Origin of the sequence: Luteimonas granuli, from assembly GCF_007795095.1 — a bacterium.
GTDB lineage: Bacteria > Pseudomonadota > Gammaproteobacteria > Xanthomonadales > Xanthomonadaceae > Luteimonas > Luteimonas granuli.
Genome location: NZ_CP042218.1, coordinates 2,817,754 through 2,833,645, shown reverse-complemented (window position 1 = coordinate 2,833,645; position 15,892 = coordinate 2,817,754). Strand labels below are relative to the sequence as shown.

Annotated in this window: 10 protein-coding genes and 1 pseudogene; 3 read left to right on the top strand and 8 right to left on the bottom strand. The window is 71.9% G+C overall.

Features of this window, described 5'->3' with window-relative positions; all coding sequences use genetic code 11:
* Positions 1-3: 3 nt before the first annotated feature.
* Positions 4-759 carry a cell division protein ZipA gene (gene zipA / locus FPZ22_RS13155; RefSeq protein ID WP_144893669.1) on the bottom strand — a complete coding sequence of 252 codons (756 nt, stop codon included), beginning with the start codon at positions 757-759 and terminating at the stop codon, positions 4-6.
* A gap of 19 nt (positions 760-778) precedes the next feature.
* Positions 779-4,283, bottom strand: a pseudogene (gene smc, locus FPZ22_RS13150) (chromosome segregation protein SMC).
* 243 nt (positions 4,284-4,526) lie between these two features.
* Here smc and FPZ22_RS13145 point away from each other — a divergent pair.
* Positions 4,527-5,468: a DNA ligase gene (locus FPZ22_RS13145; RefSeq protein ID WP_144893667.1), complete on the top strand. Its 942-nt coding sequence runs from the start codon at positions 4,527-4,529 to the stop codon at positions 5,466-5,468.
* 26 nt (positions 5,469-5,494) lie between these two features.
* Here the strand turns inward: FPZ22_RS13145 and FPZ22_RS13140 are convergent, their stop codons facing one another.
* Positions 5,495-6,586 (bottom strand): ABC transporter ATP-binding protein, encoded by a 1,092-nt coding sequence (locus FPZ22_RS13140; RefSeq protein WP_144893665.1) that lies wholly within the window; start codon positions 6,584-6,586, stop codon positions 5,495-5,497.
* Between the two features lie 115 nt (positions 6,587-6,701).
* Here FPZ22_RS13140 and FPZ22_RS13135 point away from each other — a divergent pair, with 115 nt between their 5' ends.
* Together FPZ22_RS13135 and pgl are read left to right on the top strand one after the other, a co-directional pair.
* The gene (locus FPZ22_RS13135; RefSeq protein WP_144893663.1) at positions 6,702-8,078 is read left to right on the top strand and encodes a GH1 family beta-glucosidase; all 1,377 of its coding nucleotides are present in this window, start codon (positions 6,702-6,704) and stop codon (positions 8,076-8,078) included.
* Between the two features lie 58 nt (positions 8,079-8,136).
* Positions 8,137-8,901 (top strand): 6-phosphogluconolactonase, encoded by a 765-nt coding sequence (gene pgl, locus FPZ22_RS13130; RefSeq protein WP_144893661.1) that lies wholly within the window; start codon positions 8,137-8,139, stop codon positions 8,899-8,901.
* Positions 8,902-8,917: 16 nt separating this feature from the next.
* Here pgl and FPZ22_RS13125 read toward each other — a convergent pair whose 3' ends face one another.
* From FPZ22_RS13125 to FPZ22_RS13100, 5 genes are all read right to left on the bottom strand, one after another.
* Positions 8,918-9,634 carry a hypothetical protein gene (locus tag FPZ22_RS13125; RefSeq protein WP_144893659.1) on the bottom strand — a complete coding sequence of 239 codons (717 nt, stop codon included), beginning with the start codon at positions 9,632-9,634 and terminating at the stop codon, positions 8,918-8,920.
* Complete coding sequence (locus FPZ22_RS13120) at positions 9,631-12,774, bottom strand: discoidin domain-containing protein (protein WP_246120754.1); 3,144 nt, start codon at positions 12,772-12,774, stop codon at positions 9,631-9,633. Before FPZ22_RS13120 ends, FPZ22_RS13125 begins: the two co-directional genes overlap by 4 nt.
* 125 nt (positions 12,775-12,899) lie before the next feature.
* Positions 12,900-13,736, bottom strand: a complete 837-nt coding sequence (locus tag FPZ22_RS13110; protein ID WP_144893655.1) for a carbohydrate ABC transporter permease — start codon at positions 13,734-13,736, stop codon at positions 12,900-12,902.
* Entirely contained in the window at positions 13,733-14,611 is an 879-nt protein-coding gene (locus tag FPZ22_RS13105; protein WP_144893653.1) for a carbohydrate ABC transporter permease, read from the bottom strand. The genes FPZ22_RS13110 and FPZ22_RS13105 overlap by 4 nt, the downstream gene beginning before the upstream one ends.
* Entirely contained in the window at positions 14,601-15,881 is a 1,281-nt protein-coding gene (locus FPZ22_RS13100) for a sugar ABC transporter substrate-binding protein (protein WP_484177340.1), read from the bottom strand. The genes FPZ22_RS13105 and FPZ22_RS13100 overlap by 11 nt, the downstream gene beginning before the upstream one ends.
* Positions 15,882-15,892: the final 11 nt, after the last annotated feature.

The following is a 15,892-nucleotide window of genomic DNA, read 5'->3' as shown; positions in this document are numbered from 1 at the left end:
GCGTCACCAGCCGGGGCTGCGGGTGACGGCAATCTTCTGTTCGCGGTCGTAGCCGCGCAGTTCCTCGCGCAGGTGGGCGATGCGCTGGCGACCGAGCGCGTTCCGGTGCTCGTCCAGCAGCACGCCTTCCAGCAGATCGGCCATGCGTTCGGCCGTGGGCAGCATCGCGTCCCAGGCTTCCAGCGCCGACACGGGCGCCGGCAGCGTCAGGAAGAAGGCGATCGCCGGCGTCTCCATCGACTGGATGTCGGCCATCTCGAAGCTGCCCGGACGGCGGATGTTGGCCACGCTGAACACCGGGCCGCGCTCCGGATGGCCGCTCACCAGGCGATGGAAGACATTGAGGTGGCCATAGGTCAGGCCGGCCTTTTCCGCGGCGACCACGATGTCCGGGCCGCGCAGCACCCGGCCGGCGCGCGCGGCGATGTACAGGGTCACGATCCTGTCGAACTCGTCGCTGACGCGCTGCCCGTACTGGCTGACGGTGGCGCCGGCGGTGCCGCCCACGGCGCCGTCGAGCAGTTCCATCTCGGCCTGCACGGCCTCCGCATCCGGCGCTTCGCCACCTTCGCCCAACTCGCGCTCGAGCTGCGCGCCCAGGGTCGGCTCCATGCGCTCCTCGCGCGCCGCGGGCGCGGTCCTCGCGGGTACGCGGCGACCCTGGGGACTGCGCGGCCTGGTGCCGAAGTACCAGATGGCGGCGAACAGCAGCACGCCGGCGACCAGGATTCCGATCCGCAGCATCCAGACGTCGCTCATCGTGTTCTCCCGTGTTGATTCAGGCGGCACCGGCCAGGCGCGCGGCCTCCGCGAGGTCCACCGACACCAGCCGGCTGACGCCGGGCTCGCGCATGGTAACGCCCGAGAGCTGCTGCGCGGCTTCCATCGTCGCCTTGTTGTGGGTGACGAACAGGAACTGCACCTTCTCGCTCATCTCGGTGACCATGGCGCTGAAGCGTCCCACGTTGGCCTCGTCCAGCGGCGCGTCGACCTCGTCGAGCAGGCAGAACGGCGCCGGGTTGAGCTGGAAGATCGCGAACACCAGCGCCACCGCGGTCATCGCCTTCTCGCCGCCCGAGAGCAGCGAGATGTTGGACACGCGCTTGCCCGGCGGCCGCGCCATGATCGCGACCCCGGTGTCGAGCAGGTCTTCGCCGGTGAGCTCCAGGTAGGCATGGCCGCCGCCGAACAGACGCGGATAGATCTGCTGCACGCCCGCGTTGACCCGATCGAAGGTGTCCTTGAAGCGGCCGCGGGTCTCGCGGTCGATCCTGCGGATGGCGTCCTCCAGCGTTTCCAGCGCGGCGTTGAGGTCGGCGTCCTGGCTGTCGAGGTACTCCTTGCGCTGCGCGGCCTCGGCATGCTCCTGGATCGCGGCCAGATTGACCGGCTCCAGCCGCCGCAGCTTCGCATCGAGGTCGGCGACCATGCGGCCCCAGGCGTCGGCGCCGGCATCCTCCGCCAGTCCCGCGATCACCTCGTCGAGCACGAAGCCGGCCTCGACCACCGCCGCGCCGAGCTGCTCGGCGTGGATCGCCAGCGCCTGCTGGTCGAGCCGGCGCTGGGCGATCGCCTCGCGCTGGGCGATGGCCTGCTCGTCGCGCTGGTGGCGGACCTGCTCGTGGCCGCGCAGGCTGGCGTCGACGTCCTCGAGCGCACTGCGCGCCTGCGCCAGCAGCTGCTCGGCGTGCACGCGCTGCGAGAGCGCGGCCTGGCGCTGCTGTTCCAGCTCGTCCACCGGACTGTCGCCGGCCGCGAGCTGGGTGCTGATCTCGCCCAGGCGGGCGTCGAGCTGGCCGCGCTGGCCGCTCATGCGCTGCAGCGCCTGGCGCAGGCCGGCCGCCTGGGTGCGCTGGGTCTCCAGCTGCAGTGCCAGGACGTGGGCCTGCTCGCGCGACTCGCGGGCGGCGGTGCGGGCCTCGTCGCGGGCCGCGGACAGACGCGCGCGCTCCGCGTCGAGTTCGCGGCGCACCGCTTCGAGATCCGCCATACGCGTGACCGCGTCCTCGAGGCGGCCGCGCGACTCGCGCGCCTGTTCGCCGCCGCTGGCGATGGATTCGCCCAGCTGCGCAAGCTCGGCGTCGATGCGTTCGATGCGGTTGCGGGCCGCGTCGAGCCGGCCCTGCTGGCCCTGCAGCTGGCCGGCGAGCTCCGACACGCTGCGGTGGGCGTGGTAGAGCTGGCGCTGCGCATCCTCGCGCGCCTGCTCGGCGGCCAGCAGGCGCTCCCGGCCGCTGGCCAGGGCCTCTTCCAGCCCGGCCTCCCGCTCCTGCAGCTGTTCGATCTGCTCGCGCAGGGCCTGGATCTCGCGTTCGCGCAGCAGCGCACCCTGGCGCGCGGCGCCCGAGCGCAGCACCCGCAGCCAGCCGGCGCCCAGGCGCTCGCCGTCGCGGGTGATCACGGAATCGCCGGGCTCCAGCCGTGCCTGCAACGCGCGCGCCTCGGCCAGCGAATCGGCGACGTGCAGGCGCGATAGCAGGCGGCGGATCGCCAGCGGACCGCGCACGCGCGAGGCCAGCGAAGTGGGCGCGAACCCGGCATCACCGCGCTCGGCCGAGACCAGCGCCAGGCGGCCATCGCCGAGGTCGGCCAGCGCTTCGACCAGCGATTCGGGGCTGTCGACCAGCACGCCCTCGATCATCTGCCCGAGCGCACCCTCGACCGCGTTTTCCCAGCCGGCCTCCACCTCGAGCGCTTCGCCGACGCGCGTGGCCGAATCCAGGCCGCGCTGGCGCAGCCAGGCCATGGCCGCGCCCTGCTCCTGGCCCAGCGCCGCGTGCTGCAGCGTTTCCAGCGACGACAGCCGGCCCCTGGCCTCCTGCGCCTGCTTGCGGACCTCGGAGATTTCCTGCTGCGCGGCGCGCTGCTGGTCCTGCAGGTCGAGCGCGGCCTGCCTGCGTTCCTCGAGGCTCTCGTTGAGGCCGTCGAGCGCCAGCTTCTGCTCCTCGTGGCGCTCGGACACGGCGGCGAAGGCCTCGGCCAGGGCGTCGAGGTCGAGGCCCGCCCGCTCGGCCGACAGCGCCTCGCGGCGGCGGTCGGACTCCAGCGACTGGCGGTCGAGGTAGTCGACGCGGGTACGTTCGACGTCGGCGGCGCGCGCGGCCTCGGCCGCCTCGCGGCTGTGTGCGTCCCAGCGCTGCTGCCACGCGGCCAGCGCGGCCTCCGCCTCGCGCAGCGCCTCCTGCCGCGACTCGTCGCTTTCGCGGAGGGTGTCCAGCGCCGGTTCGGCGTCGGCGATCGACTCCTCGAGGATCGCCAGGCGCTCCTCGTCGCCGCTGATGTGCTGCGCCAGCTCGGCGATCGCGTCCTCGGCCTCCTCGCGCGCGCGCTCCAGGCGCTGCGACAGTTCGTGCTGGTGGGCGATCTGCTGCTCGATGCGTGCCAGCGCGCCCCCCCACCTCGTAGCCCGCGGCCTGGGCCCGGCTGAGCGCGTCCATCGCCTCCTCGCGCTTCACACGACCCTCTTCGAGGGCACGCTCGGCCTCGCGCTGCTCCGCGATCAGCTGTTGCAGACGGGTCTCCTCCTGCGACAGGCCCTCGCGCAGCCGCGACAGCTTGGCGTCGAGCGCGCGGTATTCCAGCGCCTTCCACTCGGCGTCGCGCACCCGGCGCTCTTCCTGGATGGCGGTGTACTGCTCGGCCTGCCGCGCCTGCCGCGCGAGATGGCCCAGCTGCTTGCCGACCTCCTCGCGCAGGTCGTTGAGGCGGTCGAGGTTCTCGCGGGTGTGGCGGATGCGGGTCTCGGTCTCCTTCCGGCGCTCCTTGTACCTGGAGATGCCGGCGGCCTCTTCCAGATAGACGCGCAGGTCCTCGGGCCTTGCCTCGATGATCTGGCTGATCATGCCCTGCTCGATGATCGAATAGCTGCGCGGGCCCAGGCCGGTGCCGAGGAACAGATCGGTGATGTCGCGGCGGCGGCACCGCGCGCCGTTGAGGTAGTAGTTGCTCTGGCCGTCGCGCGACACCGAGCGTTTGACCGAGATCTCGTTGAAGGCCGCGAATTCGCCGCTGATGCTGTGGTCGGAGTTGTCGAAGATGAGCTCGACGGTCGCCTGCGACACCGGCTTGCGCGAAGTCGAGCCGGAGAAGATGACGTCGGTCAGCGAGTCGCCGCGCAGACGGCTGGCCGAACTCTCTCCCATCACCCAGCGCACGGCGTCGATGATGTTGGACTTGCCGCACCCGTTGGGGCCGACCACGCCGGTCATGTTCGTCGGCAGGTGCAGGACGGTCGGGTCGACGAAGGACTTGAAGCCGGAAAGCTTGATTGTGGACAGGCGCATGCGGCGGTCGGATGCCTCGGCGGCGCACGGGCGGGCCGTGGCGGCGGTCGGTTGCGGGAATGCAGCGGGAATGCGGCCTCCCGGGCCGCAAGCGCCGCAGTATAGCGGCAGGTGGGGGAGGGACCGGGCGCCCGCGCCGGACCTGGAACCGCCGGACGCCTACCCGGTTCGTGGACGGATGCCGATCACCGGTCGCGGCGGACGCCGACGGACGCCGTCGCGCGGACCGCGGACCATCGCCCCATGCACCGCCCACACCGCCCGCCCGACTTCGCTCCGGCAACCGCTCCCGGATTCCGCGGCAGCACGCTGCCGGTGGCGCTTGCGCTGGCGCTGGCCGCCTCCTGCGCGGCACCCGTGGTCGCGGCGGAGCCGCCCGGGGGCCTGATGCACGCCTCCGCAGTGCCGATCGCCGCTGCGCCGACCGGCGCCCACCCGCTGTCCGCCTACTGGGTCAGCGAGAAGCTGGACGGCCTGCGTGGCCGCTGGGACGGCCGTCGCCTGTGGACCCGGGGCGGCCTTCCAGTGGACGCCCCGGCCTGGTTCACCGCCGGCTGGCCTGAGCGGGCCCTGGACGGCGAGCTCTGGCTCGGCCGCGGGCGCTTCGAGGAGATCAGCGGCCTGGTGCGGAACCCGCCGCCCGACGATGCCCCATGGAGGGAGGTCCGCTTCCTTGTCTTCGACCTGCCCGGCCATGGCGGGCGCTTCGACGAGCGGGTCCGGGCGATGCGCGCGCTGCCGGGCACCGGCGTCCCCCCGTGGCTGCGCCCGGTGGCCCAGTCCCGGGTCACCGACCGCGCCGGGCTGCGGGCCCGGCTGCGCGCCGTGCTCGATGCCGGCGGCGAGGGCCTGATGCTCCATCGCGGCGACGCCCGCTACGTGCCGGGGCGCAGCGACGCCCTGCTCAAGCTCAAGCCCCACGACGACGCCGAGGCCCGCGTGGTCGCCCACTTGCCCGGCCGCGGCAAATACGCCGGTCTTGCGGGCGCCCTGCTGGTGGAGCGCGAGGACGGCGTCCGCTTCCGTATCGGCAGCGGCCTCAGCGACGCCTTGCGCGCCGACCCTCCGCCCGTCGGCAGCCTGGTCACCTACCGCCACAACGGCCTCACCGTGAACGGCCTGCCGCGCTTCCCCCGCTACCTGCGACTGCGCCCGGAGCCCGTGGAGGGCGGGGGAACTCGTTGAGGGTGGTGAGGAAAGCGTCACCCGGCTCACAGCCTGCGGCCATCGCCGGCATCGAAGACATGGGACTTGCCGCCGGACACCCGCATCGCCAGCCGTTCTCCGACGCGCGGCAGCGGGCCGGGCGGAAGCCGCGCCACCAGCACCTGTCCGTCCAGCCGCAGGTTGACGAAGACCTCGCTGCCGACCGGCTCCACCACCTCGATCACCGGCTCGATCGTTTCCCCCTCCGCGCCGTCCGCAGGCACGAGATGCTCCGGCCTCACGCCGACGGCCAGCTCCCTTCCCTGCCATTCCGTCGGGACCTGCAGCCCCGGCAGCGGAATGCGCAGTCCGCTCCCGGCAAGCAGGGCCGCATCGCCAGTTCCGGTCGAGGCCTCCAGCCGCCCATGGATCACGTTCATCGCCGGGCTGCCCAGGAACGTCGCCACGAACAGGTTCACCGGCCGCTCGTACAGCGCCATCGGCGTGTCGATCTGCTGGACGCGGCCACGGTCGAGCACAACGATGCGCTCCCCCAGGGTCATCGCCTCCACCTGGTCATGGGTGACGTAGACCATCGTCGTGCCGAGCCTGCGGTGCAGGCGCGCGATCTCCACCCGCATCGCCGCGCGGAGGCGGGCGTCGAGGTTGGACAGCGGCTCATCGAGCAGGAACACCTGCGGCTGCCGCACCAGGGCGCGCCCCAGCGCCACGCGCTGGCGCTGCCCGCCGGAGAGCGCCGCGGGCCTGCGCTCGAGCAGCTCCTCCAGCCCCAGCATCCGCGCCGCTTCGCCCACGCGCGCGGCGATCTCCGCCTTGCCGATGCCGCGCAGCGTCAGCCCGAAGGCCAGGTTCCCGGCCACGGTCATGTGCGGGTACAGGGCGTAGTTCTGGAACACCATGGCGATGTCGCGGTCGCGCGGGGCGACCTCGTTGACCACGCGGTCGCCGATCGAGATGGTGCCGTCGTCGACGTCCTCGAGGCCGGCGATCATCCGAAGCAGGGTGGACTTGCCGCAGCCCGAGGGACCGACCAGCACCAGCAGTTCGCCGTCGTCGGCGGTGAAGCTCGCATCGTCCACGGCGACGAAGCCGTTCGGATAGGTCTTGCGGACGTGTTCCAGCCGGACCTGCGCCATCGCCGCTCCTCGACGGTTCGCACGGGAAGCCGCAATGATGCCGCCGGATCCCCTGCGCTATCCTCGCAATGTAACGCCTCTCCCGCACCCCTCGCGCAACCGGGCGCCCGCTTCCATGACCGATCCGTCGTCACGCTCACGGGACCTCGGCCTCCCCGACGGCTTCCTCTGGGGCGCCGCCACCGCCGCGCACCAGATAGAAGGCTCGCCGCTTGCCGACGGCGCCGGCCCGAGCATCTGGACGCGCTTCGCGCACACCCCGGGGATGACGCTCAACGGCGACACCGGCGACGTGGCCTGCGACCACTACAACCGTTGGAAGCAGGACGTGGCGCTGATGCGCGAGCTGGGGCTCAAGGCCTATCGCTTCAGCGTCTCGTGGTCACGCATCCATCCCGAAGGCACCGGGCGCGTCAACCAGGCCGGCCTGGACTTCTACTCCCGGCTGGTGGACGAACTGCTGGAGAACGGCATCGAGCCCCTCGTCACGCTCTACCACTGGGACCTGCCGGCGGCGCTGGACGACCGCGGCGGCTGGCTCAACCGCGACTGCGCCGACTGGTTCGCCGACTACGGCACCACGCTCTACCGCGCTCTCGACGGCCGCGTGAAGAAGTGGGCCACGATCAACGAGCCCTGGGTGGTCACCGACGGCGGCTACCTGCACGGCGCGCTGGCGCCGGGCCACCGCAACCGCTACGAGGCACCGATCGCCGCGCACAACCTGATGCGGGCGCACGGGGCCGCGGTGCAGGTCTATCGCGCCGAGGGCGGGCACGCGATCGGCCTGGTGGTGAACATCGAGCCGAAGTATCCCGCCAGCGATTCGCCGGAAGATGCCGCGGCGGTGCGCCGCGCGCACGCCTACATGAACGAGCAGTTCCTCCACCCCGCCCTGCTCGGCCACTACCCGCCGGAACTGAAGGAGATCTTCGGCGACGCCTGGCCGGACTGGCCGGCGGAGGACTTCGCACTCATCCGCCAGCCGCTGGACTATGTCGGCATCAACTACTACACGCGCAGCGTGACCGCCGCGGGCGACAGCTGGCCGCTGAAGACACGCGTGGTGCGGCAGCCACTGGGCACCTACACCGAGACCGGCTGGGAGGTGTTCCCGCAGGGCCTGACCGACCTGCTCGTCTGGTTCAGGGACACCTACGGGACGCTGCCCGTCTACATCACCGAGAACGGCGCGGCCTTCTTCGATCCGGCCGTGGCCGAGGGCGGCCGGGTGCGCGATCCGCTGCGCACCGACTATCTGCGCAAGCACCTCATCGCCATCCTGGACGCCATCGACGCCGGGGTCGACGTGCGCGGCTACATGGCCTGGTCGCTGCTGGACAACCTGGAGTGGTCGCTTGGATACTCGAAGCGCTTTGGTATCGTGCACGTGAACTACGGAACGCAGGAACGCACGCCCAAGGACAGCGCGCGCTGGTATTCGCGGGTCATCGCCAGCAACGGGCGCACGCTGTCGGACCCCCTGCCCTGATCGAGGATCCCGGCGCCGGCATGCACCCCACTCCCCGCCAGCACCCCGGAATTCCGGCATGAGCGCGCACGGCGGCACCGGCGCCAACGGCACCAACAGCACCAACGGCGGTACCGGACTGCGTCCGGGGGTCGAGCTGCAAGCGTTCCAGGACAGCACGCAGTGGGCCTGGGCGGCGGCCGTGACCGTGGCCGCGGCCTTGCGCCGCGCCCTCGAGACCGGCCCCCGGGTGCGGTTGCTGCTGTCGGGCGGCACCACGCCGGGACCGGCCTATGCCGCCCTCGCCCGTGCGCCACTGGCCTGGGACCGGGTGGACGTGGCCCTGGTCGACGAACGCTGGCTGCTGCCCGACGATCCGGACAGCAATGCGCGCCTGGTGCGCGAGTCCCTGCTTGCCAACGCCGCGGCCGCAGCGCGCTTCGAATCCATCACCCGCCCGGGACGCAGCATCGACGAGGCCGTCACCGCCGCGAACATGCACGCCGCGCACCCGGCTGCGGTCGTGGTGCTGGGCATGGGCGAGGACGGCCATGTCGCTTCCCTGTTCCCGAACATGATCGGGCTCGCCGACGCGATCGCCTCTCCGAGGCCCTATGTCGCCGTCGACGCCACCGGTTGTCCCGGGGCGGGCCCGTGGACGCGCCGGGTGAGCCTGACGCCTGCCGGCCTGGCGCCGGCGCAGACGCGGCTGCTGCTGATCCGCGGCGCGCACAAGCGCGCGCTGCTCGACCGCGTGCTGGCCGGCGACGACCCGATGGAGTTCCCGGTGCGACTGGCCTTCACCACGCCGGGTGCACCATTGCGCATCCTGTGGTGCCCCTGAACCGGGCCGCCGCAGCTCAGCCGGCCGCGCGGCCGCCCGGGCGGCCGGTGTCAAGGCCGAAGCGATAGCCCTCGATCCACCACAGCCGGGCCTGCAGCAGGTACCAGGCCACCAGCAGCACGCCCAGCTGCCACTCCAGCGCGTTCTCGACCCGGTCCTTGAGCAGCGCATCGCCGACCAGCGCCGAAGCGGCGACGTTGCCCAGCCCCGGCGCGAGCATCAGCACGCAGGTCGCGACCATCGCGGCGCGCAGGGCCGGCGGCAGCGCGTCGCGTCCCATGCGCAGGAACACGAGCTGCGCCAGGTAGCTGGCGCCGAAGTAGAGCACCACCCCGTAGCGGCGCATGAAACGGTAGCCGGCACCGTCGCTGCCGAGGAAGGTCGCGTACACCGCCAGCGCCACCGCCGCGAGCAGGCCGAGCGCGAGCAGCACGCGGCCGCCGCGCAGCGCTCCGCGCAGCGCGAGCCAACGCACCGACGTCCACCAGTGCAGCGCCAACAGCGCCGCGCACGGCAGCACCAACAGGCGGAAGACGTGGTTGCCGAGGCCATGCCGTGCGGCCCGGCTGATCGAGGTGCATCCTTCCAGGTAGGGCACGCAGGCCGGCACGTGGCCATCGCGCAGCGACAGCCACAGCGGGACGTGCACGGCCACCACCAGCAGCGCCGCGATCGCGGATGGCAATGGCCACAGCGGAATGCCGCCCCCCTCGTGGCCGGCAGGCGTCCTCATCGACCGCGGCCGTCCGGTTGCCCCTGCGCGCCGGCGATCTCCACGCGCACCGGAAGCTGCGGGATGCGCAGTTCGCCGTCCTTCCAGGCGACGGGCCGGCCGTCGATGGTGGTGGTGCCCGGCGCCTCGTCCGGCCAGGGCCAGGGCAGGACCAGGCCGCCCGACGGCGGTTCCAGACCGTCCTCCACCTCGAGCACCAGGCGGTCCTCGACGCGCCGCAGGGAATACGCGAGCGTGCCGCCCGGCGTACGCAGTCCGCGTACCGCAATGCCATGGTCGAGCCAGTCCACCGGCACCCCGGACGCGAGCACCAGGCTGTCGTCGGACTCGCGGCGGTAGGCGAACATGTCCAGCGCCGAACGCACGAAGTCCGAGGCCACCCAGGCATGAGGCAGGTCGCCGAGGAAGAACGGTTGCCGGGGCGTCGGCGTCACGACCTCGGCCCACTGGTTCCAGGCCGGCGGTGCCCGGTCGGCCAGCAAGTGGCGCGCCACCTCCCAGGCCCGCTCGCGCCAGCCCAGGCGCACGAAGGCGCCGACGTTGCGCCATTCGTAAGGCGTATAGGCATCCCATGCGCGCAGCCCGTCGCGGCGCTCGACGAACTCGCGCCAGTAGCGCTCGAAGGTGGCGCGTACGCGACCGGGCGGCAGGTTGGCCAGTTCGCCGCCAGGCGCCAGCGCGATCGTGGTCGACGTGGCGTCGAAGTCGCCGAGCTCGGCGGCGCCGGGCAGGAAATCGATGCCGTGCAGCGCCGCGGCGGCGTCGAGCGAGGCCAGCAGGTCGGCGCGGAAGCGATCGCGCGAGGCGGCCATGCGCGAGGCGTCCTCCGTCCTGCCCAGTGCTTCCGCGATCTCCACGGCGTCCTTGTAGCCGCGCAACGCCCAGAAATTGTCCCAGTACGCGTGCATCGGCTTGGCGGAATAGCCCTCATGGCTGATCGAGGCCGGCATCATTCCGTGGAAGGCGGGATCGAGCGCGCGGTTGCCTTCGGTGCGCTCGCTCAGCGCCAGCGCCTCCATGTACCGCCAGGCGGCCAGCACGTGCGGCCACATGCGTTCGAGGAAGACCCCGTCGCGGGTGTGGCGCCAGTACTCGGCGATGCCGAAGATCAGTTCGCCATGGCTGTCGTTCTCGGGCACCGGGTCGCTGCCGCGGTCGTCGACGCAGCAGGGGACCTTGCCATCGTCGAACTGGAACGGCGCGTACCACTGCAGGTACTCGCGCACGGCGTCGGCGCGACCCAGCCGCAGCAGCCCTTCCGAGATCATCGCGCCGTCGCGGATCCAACTGCGCGAATACGAGCGCGTGCCCGGCTGCAGCCGCGGGCCCAAGCGCGAGGCCAGCATGTGCGCCAGCGCGGTGCGCAGGCTGTCGGCCAGCGCCTGGCCCTGCGGCGGCAGGTCCAGGCGCACCTGGTCCAGCCTGTCGCGCCAGTCCGCGGCGACCTGCTGCTGCAGCGTCTCGCCGTCCCACCAGCGGCGCGCCGGCGCGCTGCCGCCGGTCATCGGCACCATCACTTCCACGCTGCCGACTTCGCCCGGATCCAGGCGCATCCGGTACACGAGTGCGGCCGACGCGAGCCCGGTGGGATCGCCGACCACGCGCGTGGTCGACGGCAGCCGGCCGGTCGCGAGATGGGCGACGGCATCGCCGGCATCGAACGCCGAGGCGAAGGCCGCATCCGGAACCTGCTTGGCGAACACCCGCGGGACGCCGGCCACCGAGACCATGCCGCCGTCGACCTCGATGTCCTGGATCCGGCTGACGCCGCCGATCGTGTTGAGGAACTGCGACGGGGGATTTACCTGCAGCGGCCGCACCGCAAGCGTCAAACGCAGGTCCTGCGCACGGCAGCTGGTATTGGCGAGCCGGTAGCGCAGCACCAGCTGTGACCGTTCGGGACTGCCTGCGGCGAAGGCGGTGGTGCGCAGGGAAAAGTCCGCCTGACGCCAGTCCACGCTCGGGATCGGCAGGTAGCCGTCCTGCAGCGACTGCCGTGGCATGGCGTCGGCCCAGCTGACCAGTCGTCCGTCCGCGATCACGAAGGGCTCGATCGTGAAGCCTCCGCGAGCGACTTCGACCGCGCCGTCTTCGCTGATCAGTCCCTGCTGCAGGCCACCATCGAGACCCAGCAGCGTCCAGTAGGGCTGCTCGCCGCTGAAACCGCGGGGCCAGCGGCCGCGCGGCATGTCCGCGGCCACCGCGCGCACGAAATCGTTCGGGTGCACGCTGAAACCGAGCGGTTGCACCGTGGCTTCCGCCAGGGCGAAGTCCGCACCCGCGCCGTCCAGGAAGTCCAGCGCGAGCCAGCGTGCTTCGGATTCGGGCAGTGCGATCCAGTCGCGGCCGCCATTGCCGCCCTTCACCTCGCGCCCGTCCTGCCAGGCCAGGCCATCGGCGGAGTGCTGCACGCGATAACGCGAAGCGTGGCCGCCCGGCAGCCAGTCCAGGATCAGCCCGCCGAACTCGCGCACGCTGCCGAGGTCGAGCACGAGGCGCTGCCCGCCCGGGACCACCGGCGCGCGCCATGCGCTGGCGGCATTGCCGTCGACCGCGGCGGCGGCGTCGCCCGCCGTCGCCATCGCGTCGGCCCGCAGCGGGCTGTGGTCGGCCGGCGCGAGCTCGCTGAAGCTCAGATCGTCGAAGCACACCGAACCCCTGCCTCCGACGCGGTTGTGGACCACCAGCTCCAGCCTCGCGCTCTGGCGCAGCACCGGATCCGCTCCCGGGCCCCAGGCCTTCGTGACGTGGCGCGCCTTGTAGCGCAGAGGAGCCCACTCCGCCGGGGGTTCGACGGCGGTGCGGTTGACCCACCAGACGTTGTCGCCGCTGGCGTCCACCAACTTGAACTGCAGGTCGTTGGCCGGCGCGTCGCCGCGCAGGCGCAGGTCGAAGCGATAGTTGCCGGGATACTCGATCGGCATCGGACGCTGGAGTCCGGCATGGCCGGACACGCCGTTGAAGTCGTAGTCCAGGCACAGCGCGCGCCCGTCCGGGCCGGCGTCTTCGCCGGCGCCTTCCACCTCGCGGATCGCCGCGTCGACCTGGTCGGAGGCGACCACGGTCCACGCCCGCGGATCATCGAAGCCGTCGAGCAGGCGCGTGGACAGCACCTCCTGCGCCGTGGCCGGCGCGAGCACGGACGCCGCTGCCAGCGCCGCCAGAAGCGCCCCCGTCCGTTTCCGTGCACGCGTTTCCGCCGGGCGCACTGTCCGTGCCCGTTGCCGCCCGTCCCTGCCATGCCCCCCCCATGCCCACCTTCCCTTCAGCCCTTCACACTGCCCGACAGCAGCCCCTGCATGTACCAGCGCTGCAGCGCCAGGAACAGCAGCAGCACCGGCAACACCGTGACCACGGCGCCGGCCATCATCATCTCCACGTCCATGATGTGCTCGCGCGAGAGCGCCGCCAGCGCCACCGGAAGCGTGTACTGCTGTTGGTCCGCGAGCACGATCAGCGGCCACATGAAGTCGTTCCAGGCGGCCAGGAAGGTGAAGACCGCCAGCGTCACCAGCACCGGCTTCAGCATCGGCAGCACCACCTGCACGAAGATGCGCAGCTCCCCGGCACCGTCCATGCGCGCCGCTTCGATCAGTGCGTCCGGAATGGAGCGCGCGTACTGGCGCACCAGGAAGATCCCGAACACGCCCGCGAGCGCCGGCACCACCACCCCGCCCAGGCTGTTGACCAGGCCCAGCTCCTTCATCAGCAGGAACAGCGGCAGCATCGCCACCTGGGCCGGCACCACCAGCGCGGCCAGCAGCAGCTGGAACAGCCGCTCGCGGCCACGGAAGCGCAGCTTGGCGAAGGCGTAGCCGGCGGCGGTGTTGAACAGCAGCGAGCCCAGGGTGATCGCGAGCGACACGGCCAGGCTGTTGGCGAAGGCGCGGCCGAAGCCGGTGCGTGCGAACAGCTCGCGGTAGTTGTCGAGCGTGGCCGTCGCGGGCAGCAACGGCGGCGGGAAGCGGCTGGCCTCGCCCATGGGCATGAACGAGACCGAGACCATCCACGCCAGCGGCGCCAGCGCCAGCAACGACAGCAGCACCAGCGCGCCGTTGACCAGCAGCGCGTCCAGGGCTACCCCGCTCGGCGGCCGGCTCATACCAGGTCCCTCCGGCGTCCGGCGCGCAGCAGCAGGGTGGTCACCGCCAGGATCAGGAGGAACAGCAGGAACGCCACCGCCGAGGCGCGACCGAGGTTCCACCACTTGAAGCCTTCCTCGAACATGAAATAGAGCACGCTCACCGTCGACTGCAGCGGGTCGCCGCGAGTCATCACATAGGGTTCGGCGAAGAGCTGGAAATAGCCCGACACCGTGATCACCGACACCACCAGCAGCACCGGACCCAGCGCCGGCAGCGTGATGTGGACCAGTTGCTTCCAGGTCGATGCGCCGTCGATGCGCGCGGCCTCGTACAGCTCGCGCGGGATCGCCTGCAGGCCGGCGAGCAGGATCACCATGTTGTAGCCGAAGTTCTTCCACACCGCGAACAGGATGATGGTCGGCATCGCCCAGCGGGGGTCGCCCAGCCAGTCCACCGGTGAGATCCCGGCGTGTCCCAGCGCCCAGTTCACCAGGCCATAGCTGGCATGGAAGAGATAGCGCCAGATCACCGCCACCGCCACCAGGGTCGTCACCACCGGTGCGAACAGCGCCGTGCGGAAGAAGGCCTGTGCGCGCGCCAGACGCGAATCGAGCAGCAGCGCCGCGGCCAGCGAGGCCGCGATCGACAGCGGCACGCCCACGGCCACGAAGTAGACGGTATTCCACAGCGCCTTCCAGAACAGCGGCGTGCGCAGCAGCTCCAGGTAGTTGCCGAGCGCCACGAAGCGCAGATGCTCGCGGTCGGCCAGGGCGTAAAGGTCGAAGTCGGTCAGGCTCAGCAGCAGGGCCGAGGCCACCGGCAGCGCGAAGAACAGCCCGAGCACGATCAGCGCCGGCGCCACGAACATCCATCCCGCGCTGCTAGCGCGCATCGCGGACCTCCTTCGCCAGGATCCAGCGCCGCTTGGCAAGGATCGCGTCGACGCTGGCGTCGAGCTCGCGCACCGCCTGGTCCTGCGACAGCCTGCCGCGCACCACGCGCTCGGTCACCAGGCGCAGCTCCTGTGCGATGCGCTCCCACTCCAGCACTCCGGGCGTGGCGCGCACGCGTTCCAGCTGGTCGCGGAAGGCGGCGGCGAGCGGATCTCCGGCAAGGTCCGGATGCTCCCAGGTGCTGCGGCGCGGGGGCAGGTTGCCACTGAGTGCGTGGAAGCGCCGTTGCACCTCGGGGCGGGACAGGTGTTCCACCAGCCGCCACGCAGCGTCCGCGTGCGCACCGCCGCGCGGCAGCACCAGGCTGGTGCCGCCGGCGATGCCGGCGCCCGGGCCGGTGGGACCCGGCAGCGGCATCGTCCCCCACTCGCCCGCCAGCTCCGGCGGCGCACGGCGGCGGAATTCGCGGATGTTCCAGGGCCCGGAGAGATAGAAGGCATACGTGCCGCGGAAGAACTCGTCCCAGACGTTGGAGACCTGGGTTTCCGAGACCGCCGGCGCCCAGCCCTCCTCGAAGATCCGCGCGTAGAAGGCCAGGGCGCGGCGGAACCCCGGACTGTCGAAGTTGCCGCGGGTGTCCTGTTCGCGCAGCAGCGGATCGGACTGCTGCAGCGCGAGCGAGAGCTGCGGCTCGAACTCGTTGAGCGGCAGAAGGATCGCGTAGCGGTCGGGGCTGACGTGGCGCGTGACCGCCTCCATCGCCGCGGCCCACTCGTCCCAGGTGCGTGGTGGCGCAGTCACACCCGCGCCGCTCAGGATGTCCTTGCGGTAGTACAGCAGCCGCGTGTCGACGTACCAGGGGACGCCCAGCAGCCGTCCCTCCACGATGTTGGTGTCGAGGATGCCGGGGAAGTAGTCGCTCGCGTCCACCGCTTCCGACGCCGCCACCCGTCCATCCAGCGGCTCCAGCGCGCCCAGCGCGCCGAACTCGGGGATCCAGGTATTGCCCAGCTGCAGCAGGTCCGGCATGGCGTCGGCGGCCCAGGCGGTCAGCAGCTTCTCGTGCGCCGCGCTCCACGGGATCGCCTGCACTTCCACGCGCAGGCCGGGATGCGCGCGCTCGAATTCCGGCAGCAGCTCGGCGACCACCTCGGCCTCGCGGCCCATCGCCCAGAAGCGGATCGTGGTCGTGCCGGGGGCGTCGCGCCGCGTGCAGCCCGCCAGCGCGGCCAGCGCGGCGGCCAGCAGCAGCACCAGCAGGGTAGCGATGCGCCAATGCC

Excerpts from the sequence above, each read along its gene's own strand:
- FPZ22_RS13140 (WP_144893665.1), bottom strand. The coding sequence starts at position 6,586 with ATGGCGCAGGTCCGGCTGGAACACGTCCGCAAGACCTATCCGAACGGC.
- zipA (WP_144893669.1), bottom strand. The coding sequence starts at position 759 with ATGAGCGACGTCTGGATGCTGCGGATCGGAATCCTGGTCGCCGGCGTG.
- FPZ22_RS13135 (WP_144893663.1), top strand. The coding sequence starts at position 6,702 with ATGACCGATCCGTCGTCACGCTCACGGGACCTCGGCCTCCCCGACGGC.
- pgl (WP_144893661.1), top strand. The coding sequence starts at position 8,137 with ATGAGCGCGCACGGCGGCACCGGCGCCAACGGCACCAACAGCACCAAC.
- FPZ22_RS13125 (WP_144893659.1), bottom strand. The coding sequence starts at position 9,634 with ATGAGGACGCCTGCCGGCCACGAGGGGGGCGGCATTCCGCTGTGGCCA.
- FPZ22_RS13110 (WP_144893655.1), bottom strand. The coding sequence starts at position 13,736 with ATGAGCCGGCCGCCGAGCGGGGTAGCCCTGGACGCGCTGCTGGTCAAC.
- FPZ22_RS13105 (WP_144893653.1), bottom strand. The coding sequence starts at position 14,611 with ATGCGCGCTAGCAGCGCGGGATGGATGTTCGTGGCGCCGGCGCTGATC.
- FPZ22_RS13145 (WP_144893667.1), top strand. The coding sequence starts at position 4,527 with ATGCACCGCCCACACCGCCCGCCCGACTTCGCTCCGGCAACCGCTCCC.